The sequence below is a fragment of the Mucilaginibacter sp. L3T2-6 genome (assembly GCF_030519355.1).
In the GTDB taxonomy this organism is placed as follows: Bacteria; Bacteroidota; Bacteroidia; order Sphingobacteriales; family Sphingobacteriaceae; genus Mucilaginibacter.
In genome coordinates, this window is the sequence record NZ_JAUMKC010000013.1 from 77747 (window position 1) to 92163 (window position 14417).

The 14417-nt window shown below is 43.6% G+C and carries 11 protein-coding genes; all 11 read left to right on the forward strand.

Annotated features, from left to right (window positions below; translation table 11 throughout):
• Positions 1-239 precede the first annotated feature (239 nt).
• The 11 genes from Q3W13_RS15215 (at position 240) to Q3W13_RS15265 (ending at position 14372) form a co-directional block, all read left to right on the forward strand.
• A complete protein-coding gene (locus Q3W13_RS15215) occupies positions 240-1556 on the forward strand; it encodes an NAD(P)/FAD-dependent oxidoreductase (protein ID WP_302865153.1) in 1317 nt (438 codons plus the stop codon).
• 128 nt (positions 1557-1684) lie between these two features.
• On the forward strand, positions 1685-2962 hold the full coding sequence (locus Q3W13_RS15220; protein WP_302865154.1) for a sodium:proton antiporter: 1278 nt from the start codon (positions 1685-1687) through the stop codon (positions 2960-2962).
• Positions 2963-3050: 88 nt separating this feature from the next.
• On the forward strand, positions 3051-3839 hold the full coding sequence (locus tag Q3W13_RS15225) for an NIPSNAP family protein (RefSeq protein ID WP_302865157.1): 789 nt from the start codon (positions 3051-3053) through the stop codon (positions 3837-3839).
• On the forward strand, positions 3839-5266 hold the full coding sequence (locus Q3W13_RS15230) for an NAD(P)/FAD-dependent oxidoreductase (RefSeq protein ID WP_302865159.1): 1428 nt from the start codon (positions 3839-3841) through the stop codon (positions 5264-5266). Before Q3W13_RS15225 ends, Q3W13_RS15230 begins: the two co-directional genes overlap by 1 nt.
• Before the next feature lie 279 nt (positions 5267-5545).
• On the forward strand, positions 5546-6793 hold the full coding sequence (locus tag Q3W13_RS15235; RefSeq protein WP_302865160.1) for an efflux RND transporter periplasmic adaptor subunit: 1248 nt from the start codon (positions 5546-5548) through the stop codon (positions 6791-6793).
• A gap of 89 nt (positions 6794-6882) precedes the next feature.
• Positions 6883-8337 carry a TolC family protein gene (locus tag Q3W13_RS15240; RefSeq protein WP_302865162.1) on the forward strand — a complete coding sequence of 485 codons (1455 nt, stop codon included), beginning with the start codon at positions 6883-6885 and terminating at the stop codon, positions 8335-8337.
• A 99-nt stretch (positions 8338-8436) separates the two neighbouring features.
• Entirely contained in the window at positions 8437-9102 is a 666-nt protein-coding gene (locus Q3W13_RS15245; protein ID WP_302865164.1) for an ABC transporter ATP-binding protein, read from the forward strand.
• Between the two features lie 24 nt (positions 9103-9126).
• Positions 9127-10362 (forward strand): ABC transporter permease, encoded by a 1236-nt coding sequence (locus Q3W13_RS15250; protein WP_302865165.1) that lies wholly within the window; start codon positions 9127-9129, stop codon positions 10360-10362.
• 31 nt (positions 10363-10393) lie between these two features.
• Positions 10394-11575, forward strand: a complete 1182-nt coding sequence (locus tag Q3W13_RS15255; RefSeq protein WP_302865167.1) for an ABC transporter permease — start codon at positions 10394-10396, stop codon at positions 11573-11575.
• A gap of 138 nt (positions 11576-11713) precedes the next feature.
• A complete protein-coding gene (locus Q3W13_RS15260) occupies positions 11714-13087 on the forward strand; it encodes a sigma-54 dependent transcriptional regulator (RefSeq protein WP_302865168.1) in 1374 nt (457 codons plus the stop codon).
• Positions 13071-14372 carry a PAS domain-containing sensor histidine kinase gene (locus Q3W13_RS15265; protein ID WP_302865171.1) on the forward strand — a complete coding sequence of 434 codons (1302 nt, stop codon included), beginning with the start codon at positions 13071-13073 and terminating at the stop codon, positions 14370-14372. The genes Q3W13_RS15260 and Q3W13_RS15265 overlap by 17 nt, the downstream gene beginning before the upstream one ends.
• Positions 14373-14417: the final 45 nt, after the last annotated feature.

Genomic DNA, 14417 nt, shown 5'->3' on the forward strand with positions numbered 1-14417 from the left:
ATAGAGTATTTGCTGCCATTTCTCTGCAAAAATAAAAAAAGTAGCTTGTTTTAATAATAAATAGATGGAAAATCGATGATTTCTTATTGTGGTAGCAGTTAGGTATTACGGTGCAAATATATGAGTTTAAACAATATTAAAAACTGGCAGGGGTAAATAATTGTATATAATTGACATGACATAATAAGTTGACAATCCATTAAAGAAACATTGTGTAATATTGAGTTTTTGAAACGCCTATGTTTACTGTCACATCCGAAGATAAAAATCCAGGCTCCCGGCCGCGTGTCGTCATTATCGGCGGTGGTTTTGGGGGCCTGGCGCTCGCAAAAAGCCTCAAAAATGCCCCGGTAGATATATTACTGCTCGATAAGCATAACTATCACACCTTTCAGCCTCTGCTTTACCAGGTAGCAATAGGTTCTATAGAGGCTGATTCGATTGGTTTTCCAATCCGGCGGATATTTACCAAACATGAAAACTTTAGCTTCAACCTGGCTGAAGTTCAAAAAATAAATCCCGAAACAAATTGTATCATAACAGATATCGGTACAATCCACTACGACTACCTTGTAATTGCAACCGGCTCAAATACTAATTTCTTCGGCAATAAGGAAATTGAGCATTTTGCTATGCCAATGAAAAATATCCCGGAGGCGCTCAATATCCGCAGCCTCGTGTTGCAGAACCTGGAACAGGCTTTGGTCACTACCGATATGCGCGAAAAATCAGCATTAATGACCTTTGTGGTGGTTGGAGGCGGGCCTACAGGGGTCGAATTGTCGGGCGCGCTTGCCGAGATGCGACACCTGATATTGGCTAAAGACTATCACGGGCTCAGCAAATATGATATGCGCGTTTACCTGGTGGAAGGCAAGGACAGGTTGCTGGCCGCTATGTCGCCCCAGGCATCGGCGGCGGCTAAAAAGTTTCTTGCGGAAGGAGAAGTGATGATATTTAACAGCGCACACGTGCAAAGTTATGATGGATTTTTCCTTACTATTGATAACGGGAAGACCATAAAGACGCGAAATGTTCTTTGGGCGGCAGGAGTAAAAGGCGAGGCACCCGACGGTTTGCCGGCCGAAGTAACCGGCAAAGGCTCACGTATTCAAACTGACGAAATAAACCGCGTAAAGGGCTACCAGAATATATTCGCAATTGGCGATGTCTCAGCTGTTATAACGCCTGATACACCTAACGGCCATCCCGGGGTGGCGCCAGTGGCCATACAGCAGGGCCAGCAGTTGGGAAAAAACATAGCCCGCTTGATTAAAGGAGAACCTACGTTACCCTTTAGATACAAAGACAAGGGCACCCTTGCTACAATTGGCCGCAATAAAGCTGTTGCTGATTTAGGCAAATTGCATTTTCAGGGATTTTTTGCGTGGCTCCTGTGGGGCTTTGTGCACCTGATGTCCCTTGCCGGATTCTCTAACAAGGGCATTATTTTTATCAGTTGGGTGATTAATTATTTCAACAAAAACTCCGATAACCGACTGATTATAAGAAGCTTTAATACTGATACCCGCAGAAGCAACGAAGCCCATAAATAGAAAAAGTCCGGTTTTAAAACATTGTGGGCTTAAATACCTTATTAGGTAAGTTTTAGCCCATCACTGTAGTTCACCGTTCTCACTTGCAAGTATGCAGATGAGGGCGCTACGGGTATAATTTGTTAAAAATGGAACTTTTCCTTGTTATTGCACTGTTGGTGATTATCAGCGCGATTTATTCTTACCTCAACGCCAGGTTTTTTAAGTTACCCGGCACTATCGGTATTATCACTATTGCGATAGCGGTTTCCATAATTACTATTATTGTTGACAAGCTCGACCCGGCGATTGCGCGGTACCTGACCATACTGGCAAAACATATTAATTTTTCAGCTACTGTTTTGAATATCATGCTGGGCTTCCTGCTTTTTGCCGGATCATTTACGTCCAATACAAAACGATTAAGGCGCGAACTAAGGCCAGTGTTTATTCTGAGTACTTTGAGCGTTATCCTCTCCGCAGCCGCATTCGGCACCATGTTCTACTACGGTACCATGCTTTTTAATATCCACATGTCATACATGTATTGCCTGCTGTTTGGCGCCCTGATATCACCAACAGACCCGGTTGCGGTTGGCGCTATTATCCGTAATTCTAAGCTGCCTGTTAATTTGGCAACAATTATCTCCGGCGAATCGCTGTTTAATGATGGGGTGGGCCTGGTAATGTTTATCACTATGCTTGAGGCTATCCGTTCGGGTATCGATAATATTACTTTTGCGCAAACCGCCTTCCTTTTTATACGTGAAGTGTTTGGCGGGGTAATTCTCGGCCTTGGCATCGGATATATAGCGTATAGATTAATGCGGTCGGTTACTGATTTTCAAACCATAGTGCTGGTGTCACTGTCGGTAGTGATGGCGGTGTCGGTAATTGCTTCCTATCTCGAGTTTTCCATACCTATTGCCGTAGTGTGTGCCGGGCTGCTGGTGGGAAACCGGACCATTAATCTCGATGAAAAAGAACGGTCCCACGAGGCGCTTGAAAGATTCTGGAAGTTGATCGACGAAATGCTGAATACCATTTTGTTTGTTATGATCGGCCTGCAGATGATCAACCTGCCTTATATTACAAACTATTGGCTCACTGGTGGCATTGCTATCGTTCTGATATTAATAGCCCGCTGGCTGAGCATTATTTTACCGCTTACCTTTATGCGCCGTTCGCTTAATGTTAATTACAAAAGTATTAATATCCTTACCTGGGGAGGGGTGAGGGGCGCAATTTCAATCGCACTCGCTTTATCGCTGCCATATAGCCCCTATCGTCATGTAATACTTTGTGGTAGTTACTTTATCGTGATCTTCTCGGTTGTCGTACAAGGACTTACGTTGAACCGGTTGATTAATTTTTCTTTAAAAGACAAGGAAGACTCATCTCCGAGGCCGGCCAAAACGGAACACTAAAAGAGAACGGTGATTTTTACAGTGCGAATTTTTCTTTACCTATATTCCCGTTAAACCTCTAAATTTACCACACATCTAAAATTTAATTATGAGTTTACTTTCATCATCCCGTTTTCGGTTCATGGCAATTTTAGCCATTTTGATTTGTTTAGCATCGCTCACTAAAGCAGCCGACGGCTATTATTACCAGTTGAAAATTTACCATTTCAAATCTGATGCACAGCTAAGCCGTACAGAAACCTATTTACAAAAAGCATATCTGCCGGCTTTACACCGTGCAGGCATTAAAAGCGTGGGTGTATTTAAGTCGGTTGAAAGCGATACCATGGGCAAGCGCCTGTATGTTTTCATTCCCTACAAAACTTTTGGCGATATAAAAAAGGTTGCAACTGCAGTGGCAGCAGATCGGCAATACCTAACCGATGGCAATGATTATATTAATGCGCTATATAACGACCCTACCTATACCCGTTTAGAAACTATACTTTTAAGCGCGTTTCCAAAAATGCTTTATGCCGAAGTGCCCAAGCTAACAGCGAATAAAACTGATCGGGTTTACGAACTGCGCAGTTACGAAAGCGCTACCGAGAAACAAAATATAAATAAAGTGGGTATGTTTAACGATGGCGATGAGGTTGCTTTATTCAAAAGGCTGGGCTTTAACGCGGTGTTTTATTCGGAGGTGATAGCGGGGAGCCATATGCCCAATTTAATGTATATGGTTACCTTTAATAGCATGGCTGACCACGACAAACTGTGGAAAGATTTTGGTAACGACCCTTACTGGAAAGCATTATCGGCAAAGCCTAAATATCAGAACAACGTATCGCATGTTGATGCTGTCTTTTTACATCCAACGGCCTATTCAGATTTTTAATGCAGGCAAAACCGGATTATGACGCGGTAGTGGTTGGCTCCGGACCTAACGGGCTGGCGGCGGCCGTCACCCTGCAGCAAAATGGTTGGTCGGTTTTGCTGATCGAGGGCAAACCAACCATTGGCGGCGGGCTCCGTACGGCTGAACTAACTTTACCAGGTTATCTGCATGACGTTTGCTCGGCCGTTCATCCATTGGCTGCCGGCTCTCCATTTTTTGAAACGCTACCGCTAAGCAATTTTGGGCTGGAGTACATTTATCCCGAAGTAGATGCAGCCCATCCGCTTGACGGTGGGGAAGCGGGTGTACTTAAAGGTGTGGTTGCAGAAACTGCTGCACTTTTAGGAGTTGATAAAGACACTTATACTAAGCTGATGGAGCCTGTTGTGAACAACTGGCCATCCATTGCGCCGGATGTATTGGGCCCTCTGCATTTTCCGAAGCACCCTTTTGCCATGGCAGATTTTGGGCTGTCAGCGTTAACATCGGCCCGCCACCTGGTGAAACGGTTTAGAACAGAGGCAGCAAGAGGCCTATTCGCCGGCATGGCAGCACATTCTATTTTGCCATTAAGTCACTTAAGTACTTCGGCAATTGCGCTGGTGCTTATGGCAAACGGTCATTTAAAGGGTTGGCCTATACCTAAAGGCGGCTCAATCCATATCGCTAATGCACTGGCGGGTTACTTTGAGTCGATTGGCGGTAAAATAGTTACGAATTTTTATATCACCTCTTTAAAGCAATTGCCATCTTCACATGCTGTTTTGTTTGACATAACTCCACGCCAGTTGCTGCAAATCGCCGGGCACAAGTTTTCGTCTATTTACAACTGGCAGCTGCAACGGTATCGTTATGGCCCCGGTGTTTTCAAGATAGACTGGGCGCTGGGCGCCCAAATTCCTTTTACAAATACAGCTTGCCGCAAGGCAGGAACTGTTCACCTGGGCAACACTTTTGAAGAGATAGCTGCCGGCGAGCAACAAATCTGGAACGGGCAACACCCGGAAAAGCCATTTGTACTGTTAGCACAACCGACCATATCTGATCCAACCCGCGCACCGCAAGGTAAGCATGTAGCCTGGGCGTATTGCCATGTACCGAATGGCTCCGCTAAGGACATGACCGAAATCATAGAAAACCAGGTGGAACGCGCTGCCCCCGGTTTCAAGGACACTATTCTCGCCAGGAGCACAATGACAACCGCCCAAATGGAGGAATATAATCCTAATTACATCGGCGGCGATATAGTTGGCGGAGTTATTGATTTAGGCCAGCTGTTTACCCGTCCGGCGTTACGGTGGTCGCCTTACAAAACATCGGCAAAAGGTATGTATATCTGTTCGTCGTCAACCCCGCCTGGGGGCGGTGTGCATGGTATGTGCGGGTATCATGCGGCGCAGAAGGTAATCACAGATTTCCGCAGGTAAATGCCGGAAGCAATCTGACAACTATTGTTTATTTACATCCCTGTTATAGTCTTCATCCGTTTCAAGCAAGACCTCCGTTTCTCTTATCGTTAGCCGTCTTGCCTCTTTATTTGATAGTACCAATTGTACATCATTAACAACTGTGTTTCTTGTTCGTTTTTTTATTTTTTGTCCGATATCGCACAAAAAATAAAAGTAGAATAACTGTAAGTGCTTAATAATCAAACATCTGACTTTGGTACGGCTATTGCAAATCACTATGCAATACATAGTACTATAATGGACAAGGAAATTACACAGGAAGTTACTTCACAACGAAGAAGGAAAACAATAACCATCGCTTTAATAAGCATACTTGCGCTGGTTGTTTTAATATGGCTTATACGCACCACGCTCAAATCATCAGTAAGCAAAAATGAAATCACTACCTCCGTTGTTGAGATAGGCAATATTGAAAACACGCTTAATGCAACCGGCGAAGTTTTGCCCGAGTTTGAAGAAATTTTAACCAGCCCGATCAACGCTTCGATACAAAAAGTATCGATGGATGCTGGCAATAAAGTAAAGGCGGGACAATCAATATTGACTCTTGATAAATCGGCTACTCAGACCGATTACAACAAAATGAAATTCCAGCTGGAGTCGAAACAGAATGAGATAAAAAAACTGAAGCTTGACTTAAACAAAAGCTTTTTCGATATCCAATCGAACAATGACATTAAAAAACTGCACATAGACAATCTTACAGATGCGGTAGAAAATGCGAAACGGCTTTTTAAAGCTGGCGGGGGCACCCGTGAGGGTATAGAACAGGCGGAGCTAAACCTGAAGGTTGCCCAGCTGGAAAAAAAACAGCTGGAAAACGAGGTGCAAAATAAGCAGAAAACCATGCAGATTGAAATAAAGGAAGCGGAAATAGCCTCCGATATTTTAAGCAGCGACCTAAGTGCCCTGCAGCGCAAGCTAAACCTGGCCAATATTGTGGCTACCCGTGCCGGTGTAGTAACCTACGTGAATAAAAACATCGGTGCGAATGTGCGCGAAGGTGAATCGCTGGCACGTATAGCCGATTTGAGCAGTTTTAAGGTACAGGGCAGTATATCCGACAATTATCTTGATCAACTGCACGCAGGTTTACCGGTAATTGTTATGGTAAGCGAAACGCAGCTGCGCGGTCACGTGGTGAATGTTTCTCCATCTATTCAGAACGGTATCATATCGTTTGACATAGCATTGGACGAACGCAACAGCAAGCAACTGCGGCCGAATATGAAAGTTGACGTTTACCTGGTTACAGCGACTCATAACCATATTATGCGCGTTGCCAATGGCCCGGCATTTAAAGGCCCGGACGTGCTCGACATATTCGTAATTCACAATGGCAAGGCCGAAAGGCGGACTGTGCATGTTGGCCTGACCAATTTTGATTATGTGGAATTAAAGGACGGCGTGAAACCAGGGGATGCGGTTGTCACCTCGGATATGAAGGAATATAAAAATTCGAAAGAAATTAATGTGACTGATTGAGTTGAATCATCTGCGATATCAGTTGCATTGTCTCAATCAGGGTTCCTTCGTTGGTGTAAGCATCTTTAGGGAAAATCAAAAATATAGAAATGAAGATATTATATATAATTCTGTTAATAGCCACCAGTACTAAAGCTTTTTGCGGTGGGAGCGACTCCACCCGGCTAACGCTGAAGGAGGCGGTGGCCCTGGCAAAGGATAATTCAATAGCTGCCAAGCAGGCGGCCACCACACGCGAAACTAAGTACTGGCAGTGGCGTACTTTCAAATCGAATTACCAGCCACAGCTATCATTAAGTGGTAACCTGCCTGGCTATAGCAAAACCAGCACACCGGTTGTGCAGCCGGACGGAACCATTGTATTCCAGCAAATCCACTACGATAACTCCGCAGTAACGTTAAATTTCAGTCAAAGCATTACCGCAACCGGTGCTACTATTTACGGTCAAACCAATCTGCAGCGCTTTGATGACTTCGACAGGAATTCGGTATTATACAACGGTGTGCCTTACGCTATTGGGTTTAGTCAGCCGCTGGGACAGTTCAATCAACTGAAATGGGATAAAAAAATACAGCCATTATTGTATAACGAGAGTAAGCAGGCATATATTGAATCGCAGGAACAAATATCCGTTATGGTGACCGGCTACTTTTTTGATTTGCTGCTGGCGCAGGTAAACCTGGAAACAGCAGAATCAAATCTGGCTAACACCGAAAAAATCCTGAAAATTGCCAAACTTAAATTCGACCTGGGCAAGGTGTCGAAAAATGAGATTCTGCAGTTGCAACTGGAACAGTTGAATGCGAAGAAGGCCGCCGGTACCGCACGCCGCGATATGGAAATTGCCACCCTCAACCTGCGCGCCTACATAGGGCAGGAAGGTAATGATAAGATAGTCCTGGAAATGCCCGATACCATCACCCGGATGAGTGTAACCGCAGACAAGGTGCTTGCGGAAGCATTTGCCAACCGCTCTGATGCGATTGCCTTTATTCGCAGGATTGCTGAAGCAAAGCGTGATGTTGCCCTTGCCCATGGTCAAACCGGGTTGACGGCAACACTGACGGCCAATCTTGGTACTTCAAATTCTGCAAAAAATATTCCCGGTGTATATCGTAATGCACAAACTCAGCAACTGGTAGAACTGCAATTTTCGATACCGGTGTTAGACTGGGGCCGCTCTAAAGCCAAAATTAAAACGGCAGAGGCCAATCAGAAGTTTACAGAATATTCAGTTGAGCAGGATAAGCAAACTTTTAAACAACAGATAGTTACACAGGTGTCGTTATTTAATGTAATGAAGGATCAGCTGGCTTTAACCGCGCAGGCTGATAGCATAGCATCCGAAAAATATAAAATAGCCCGTGAACGCTACGTATTGGGCGACCTGAGTATAACTGATCTTAGCATCGCCTTCCAGGAAAATGATCAGGCTAAACGAGATTATGTACAGTCGCTCCGCGATTTCTGGAGCGCTTATTATCAGTTGCGTTACCTTTCGCTATTCGATTTTGAGAAAAATCAGAAAATAACATACAAATGAGGCAATAGCAGGAAGGTTTTAAGGAGGCGAAAACAAAAAAAAGATACAACAACATTAAAAGGAACAATAAGATAAATTCATTAAAATCACTAATTAACTATGATATCGCTACAAAACATCGAAAAAGTGTACCGCACAAATACAGTTGAAACATTGGCACTGAACAGCATCAGCCTTGATGTGGCCAAGGGGGAATTCCTGTCGATCATGGGCCCATCAGGTTGCGGTAAAAGCACGTTGCTGAATATTATGGGGCTGCTTGATGCGCCCTCTAAGGGCAATGTTAAAATCAGCGGCCAAACCACGGAGAAACTAAACGATAAGCAATTAGCCAACTTCCGAAACAAAAAGCTGGGCTTTATATTTCAAAGCTACCACCTGATAAATGATCTGCAGGTGCTGGATAATGTAGAACTCCCGTTGTTGTACCGCTCTATATCCGCCAAAGAGAGAAAACAGCTGGCCACCGAGGCATTGGAAAAGGTCGGGCTCGCGAATCGTACCAGGCACTTTCCTACCCAACTATCAGGAGGACAAAAACAACGTGTTGCCATTGCGAGGGCCATTGTTGGCAGACCGGAAATTATCCTGGCCGATGAGCCCACCGGTAACCTGGACAGCGCCATGGGTAACGAGATTATGGACATACTGATGCAGCTGAATCAGAAGGACGGAACCACCATAGTAATGGTAACGCACGACGAAAACATGGCGCATAAAACCCATCGCCTTGTACGGCTATTTGACGGTTCGCAGGTTCAGTAATTCACCAAGCTAAAAATTAAAACTATGCTTAAAAATTATTTCAAAATAGCCATAGCGGTATTGAGAAGAAGAAAGTTCTTTACTTTCATCAGCTTATTCGGTATCAGTTTTACATTAAGTATACTGCTTGTACTAACCGCTTTTATTGATAAAGTTGTTGGCGATAAATACCCTGATAAAAAAAGGGACAGATCTCTATACATATCCAGAATAGCCCAGATCGGAAAGAATTCAACGCAATCAGGGCCGCCTTCATTTTATTTCCTTGACCATTATGTCCGCAGCCTTAAAGGGTTAGAAGCGCTTGGTATCTCATCAGGATTTAACGGGACGAATACCTATGTCAACAATAAAAAAATCGCAGTCAACTACAAATACACCAATGCGGATTATTGGGATATTCTTGAATATGAGTTCATTGAGGGAAAACCATTCAACAGACAGCAGGTAGCAAGTGCTGACAAGGTGACGGTGATAACTGAGGACATCAAAAAGGAATATTTTGGCGACGTACCCAGCGTAGTCGGTAAATATTTCGAAGCTGATAATGTAAAATACAAGATTATCGGCGTAATAAAGGGCGTTCCTGTCACCAGCTATATGCTTTACAGCGATATATATCTGCCTTATACCACCGAAAAGGACGCCGACTACAAAAGCAACAAGAGTTACGGCGGCGGTTATTATGGTATCTTACTGGCAAAGTCGCCAGCTGATGCGGACAGACTGCACAACGATTATGAGCAAATGATACAAAGGCTGCCGGTGGAAGATAAAAAGTCGTTCGACCATGTTTACAGCCATGCTGACACTTATATTAAAGCCTATGTAGACACCGGTAATGAAAAACAATCAGGAACTTTTATAGTGATTACAACCATTAGCATATTTGCCTTTATCCTGATGCTGCTGCCAACACTTAACCTGGTTAATATCAACATTACGCGTATCATGGAGCGCTCCTCGGAGATTGGGGTACGAAAGGCCTTCGGGGCATCATCTAAAACATTGGTATACCAGTTCATTGTTGAAAATATTATTCTCACGCTATTAGGTGGAGTAATAGGCGTAGTGCTGGCCTTTATAGCACTGCAAATACTAAATAGCGCAAATCTTATCGCGAATCTTCAACTGACTATCAATTTTACGGTATTGTTTATTGGAATGCTGGTATGTTTAGTGTTTGGCCTGCTTTCTGGCGTGTATCCAGCCTGGCGGATGTCGAAACTAAACGTAGTAACAGCCTTGAAAGCACAGTAATTAATTGTAAACTTATATAAATCAATATATTATGTTCAAGCATTTATTTAAACTCATCTGGAATAAAAAGAAACAGAACTTTTTATTGATGTCGGAGATGTTGGTTTCGTTCCTGGTGATATTTGCAGTATTTACACTGATGGTGTATTACTACACAAATTATAAAAAGCCTATAGGGCTCGATTATGAAAATTTGTGGCTCGTGAGCTATAATAACACCAATCCTACGAAAAGCACCGACTCGCTTAATTTATATTATGAAACGCTGCGACAGGAAATGAAAGCCATGCCCCAGGTAAAGGATGTTAGCTATTGCAGCAGCAATGTGCCGTTCTCAAATAACCAGTGGACGGGCGATGCTCACTATAAAAAAGCCAGCCCCAACACTAATTATTATATAGCCGATGATGACTATAAAAAAGCGCTCAACCTTAAAATACTGGAAGGCAGATGGTTCGAAAAAGGTGATGCGGCTTCAAAAAATCAAGCGGTAATAATTAATGACGTCCTTAAGGAAAAATTATTTGGCAACGAGGATCCAATCGGCAAATTGATCGGTCGCGATGAAAAGAAAATGGACATGAAGGTGGTTGGCGTAATACAGAGCATTAAGACAGGGGGGGATTATTCGGTTGCGCAAGCGGGGCTTTATCAGAGGGCCGATACAGGTTCTTATCACGGCTTCGGAAGTATGATGGTGAAGGTTTCGCCAACTGCGGATGCAGCCTTTGAAGGACGCCTTTATAAATTGCTAGCTAACTATATGAAAAACTCGCACATTGAGATAGAGCATATGGCGAATAAAAAGAGAAGCAGCAACCTTTTTAGCCTGGTGCCGATGATCATCACGCTGATAGTCGCCTGTTTCCTGATAATTAATGTAGCGCTTGGTTTGTTCGGAGTAATGTGGTACAACATTAATAAACGCCGCGGTGAGATAGGATTAAGGCGGGCGATTGGTGCAACAGGCAAATCGGTGTCATCGCAGCTGGTTACAGAGTCTGTTATACTAGCTACTTTGTCGCTGATTGTGGGAACGTTCTTTGCAGTTCAATTTCCGCTGCTGAATGTCTTCAACCTGCAAGCCGGTATATACCTTGCAGCCATGGCACTGGCTATTGTATTTATTTACCTGCTGGTGCTGGTGTGCTCATTGTATCCGGGTAAACAGGCTGCGGCAATTTATCCGGCAGTGGCATTGCACGAGGAATGATGAACATTGCGGGAGAGGAAAGATGAAGCAACCTCGTCGAAAGGTGTAATCAATTATGCATTACTAGGAGGTTGCTTCGTTTCTCGCAGCATTGACAAATGGTTTCAGAAGTGTTTTTGTTATACTTGTACAATCAATATGATACTTGTTATCGACGATGATATAGCCGTAAGAACATCACTGCTTCTTCTTTTAAAGGAGGACGGTTACGATGTGCTCGACTGCTCCGGCCCAGCAGATGCTATCAGGATTATTAAAAAAGAAGAACCCGAGCTAATCATTCTCGACCTGAATTTTTCTAATGATACATCGGGCAAGGAGGGAATGGCATTGCTTAATCAGATTAAAAAAATAAACGCTGCCATACCTATTATCCTGATTACTGGCTGGGCAAGCATTGAACTCGCAGTGCAGGGAATGAAAGCAGGCGCGAACGATTTCATCAACAAGCCCTGGAACAACGACCATTTATTACAATCGGTACGAACGCTGTTGGATTTAAAAGAAAAGAAAACCGGCCAGCATACGCGCAAACAGCTTGATAAGACCTACAACTTTCAGCATATCATCGGTGAAGACCCTAAAATGCTGAATATTTTAGATACGATCGGGCGGGTAGCAGGCACAGACGCCTCTATCTTAATAATGGGTGAAAGCGGTACCGGGAAAGAACTGATTGCTGAGGCTATACACCAGAACAGCCAGCGCCGGAATAAACCGTTTATAAAGGTAAATCTGGGTGGTATTTCAACATCCCTTTTTGAAAGCGAAATGTTTGGCCATGTGCGCGGGGCATTTACCGATGCCCGGTTTGACAGGACCGGCCGCTTTGAAATGGCTAATAAAGGCACCATTTTTTTGGATGAAATTGGGGAGCTTGATGCAGGCAGCCAGGTAAAACTATTACGTGTTTTACAGGACCGCACATACGAGATACTGGGGAGCAGTAAGACGAAAAGCGTAGATGTTCGGGTTGTTTGCGCGACAAATAAGAATTTGGATGACATGGTAAGCAGATCACTTTTCAGGGAGGATTTGCTGTACCGTATCAACCTCATCACCATATACCTGCCACCTCTTCGTGAAAGACCGAAGGATATTCCTTTGCTGGTAAACTATTTTATTAATAACTTAAAAGAAATTTACGGCCGGCCATTGTTATCGGTAGCAGGCAGCGCAATGAAATGGCTGCAGCAACTGCCCCTGCCGGGCAATATCCGGCAGCTTAAAAACATTGTGGAACGCACAATTTTGGTAAGTAAAAACGATGAGCTTGATATCGATGATTTCCGAGCGCAGCTTGAGCTGTCACCTGTAAGAAAAGGAAATATCCAGCTGCCTGGTATCGGTACCTTAACCTTGGAGGAGGTAGAGATAGAAATGATCAGGAGGGCTATGGAATACCATAAACACAAAATTGCTAAAGCAGCAGTATCTTTAGGGCTTACCCGCAGTGCGTTATATCGCCGGCTGGACAAATACCAAATCCCTTACGATGAGGCTGAGGACTAAGTATATCCTGTTTGTTGTTATAATCCACCTGGTTGCGCTGACCGTTACCTGGTTTATTTTTAACAAGGACAGGATTTGGTTTATCGTCGCCGAAGTATTTGTAATTATTTCAATAATAATCTCCATCCAGCTTTATAACCAACTTTTAAAACCCATCAAAACCCTGATGCAGGGTGTCGACGCGATAAAAGACCGGGATTTTAATGTAAAGTTCCTCTCCACCGGCAAGCACGAGATAGACCAACTGACCGATGTTTATAACCAGATGATGGATGAACTGCGTACCGAGCGTACCCGGCAGGAACAGCAGCATTTCTTTTTAGAGAAGCTGATTTTTACCTCGCCTACAGGTATCATTATCCTGGATTATGACAATAACATTCAGCAAATCAATCCCAAAGCATTGGAAATCATCGGAGCGAATGAAAAGGAAGTTTTGAATCATCCTGTCGAAAACTTAAGCTATCCGTTGTTTAAACAAATCAAAACCCTTAAATCCGGCGAGAATGTCGTTATAAAACCGGATGGTATACATACCTACAAGCTGCAAAAGTCGCATTTTATTGACAGGGGCTTTTCGAGGAGTTTTGTAATGATAGAAGATTTGACTGCTGAGATAGTTGCTGCTGAGAAAAATGTTTATGGTAAGGTAATCCGGATGATGGCGCATGAGGTAAACAATACGGTAGGACCGGTCAATTCCATTATACAGTCGGCGCTTAAAAGCGACAGGCTTTGGCAGAGCCGGCAATATGATACGCTGAAAGATGCCTTACAGGTTGCTATGGAACGCAATCAGAACCTGAATTATTTTATGCGAAACTTTGCCGACCTGGTTAAACTGCCGCCGGCCAGCAAACGGCCGGTTGATTTGCACCAGCTGATAAAATCGGTAGCCACGCTGATGGCCATAAAAGCGCAGGAGAAAAATATTATGTTCGACTTTCAATTGACGGAAAGTCCATTTGCAATTATGGCTGATGAGCAGCAAATGGAACAGGTGCTTATCAATATTGTTAAGAATAGCATTGAGGCGATTGATGAAAATGGCACGATAACATTTACCACCACAAACAACAGGAAATGCCTGGTTATATCAGATACCGGTACAGGTATTAAGGATGAGCAGGCCGCGGATCTGTTTTCACCTTTCTTCAGCACCAAGAAAGACGGACAGGGAATAGGGCTTACCCTGGTTAGGGAGATATTAGTAAATCATGGTTTTGAGTTCTCATTAAAAACAGTAACTGCTAAGAAAACGGATTTCACGATTATGTTTAGTTAACGTTTAATTTAAAACTGATAGGAATAATTGATTATAAGTTATTTA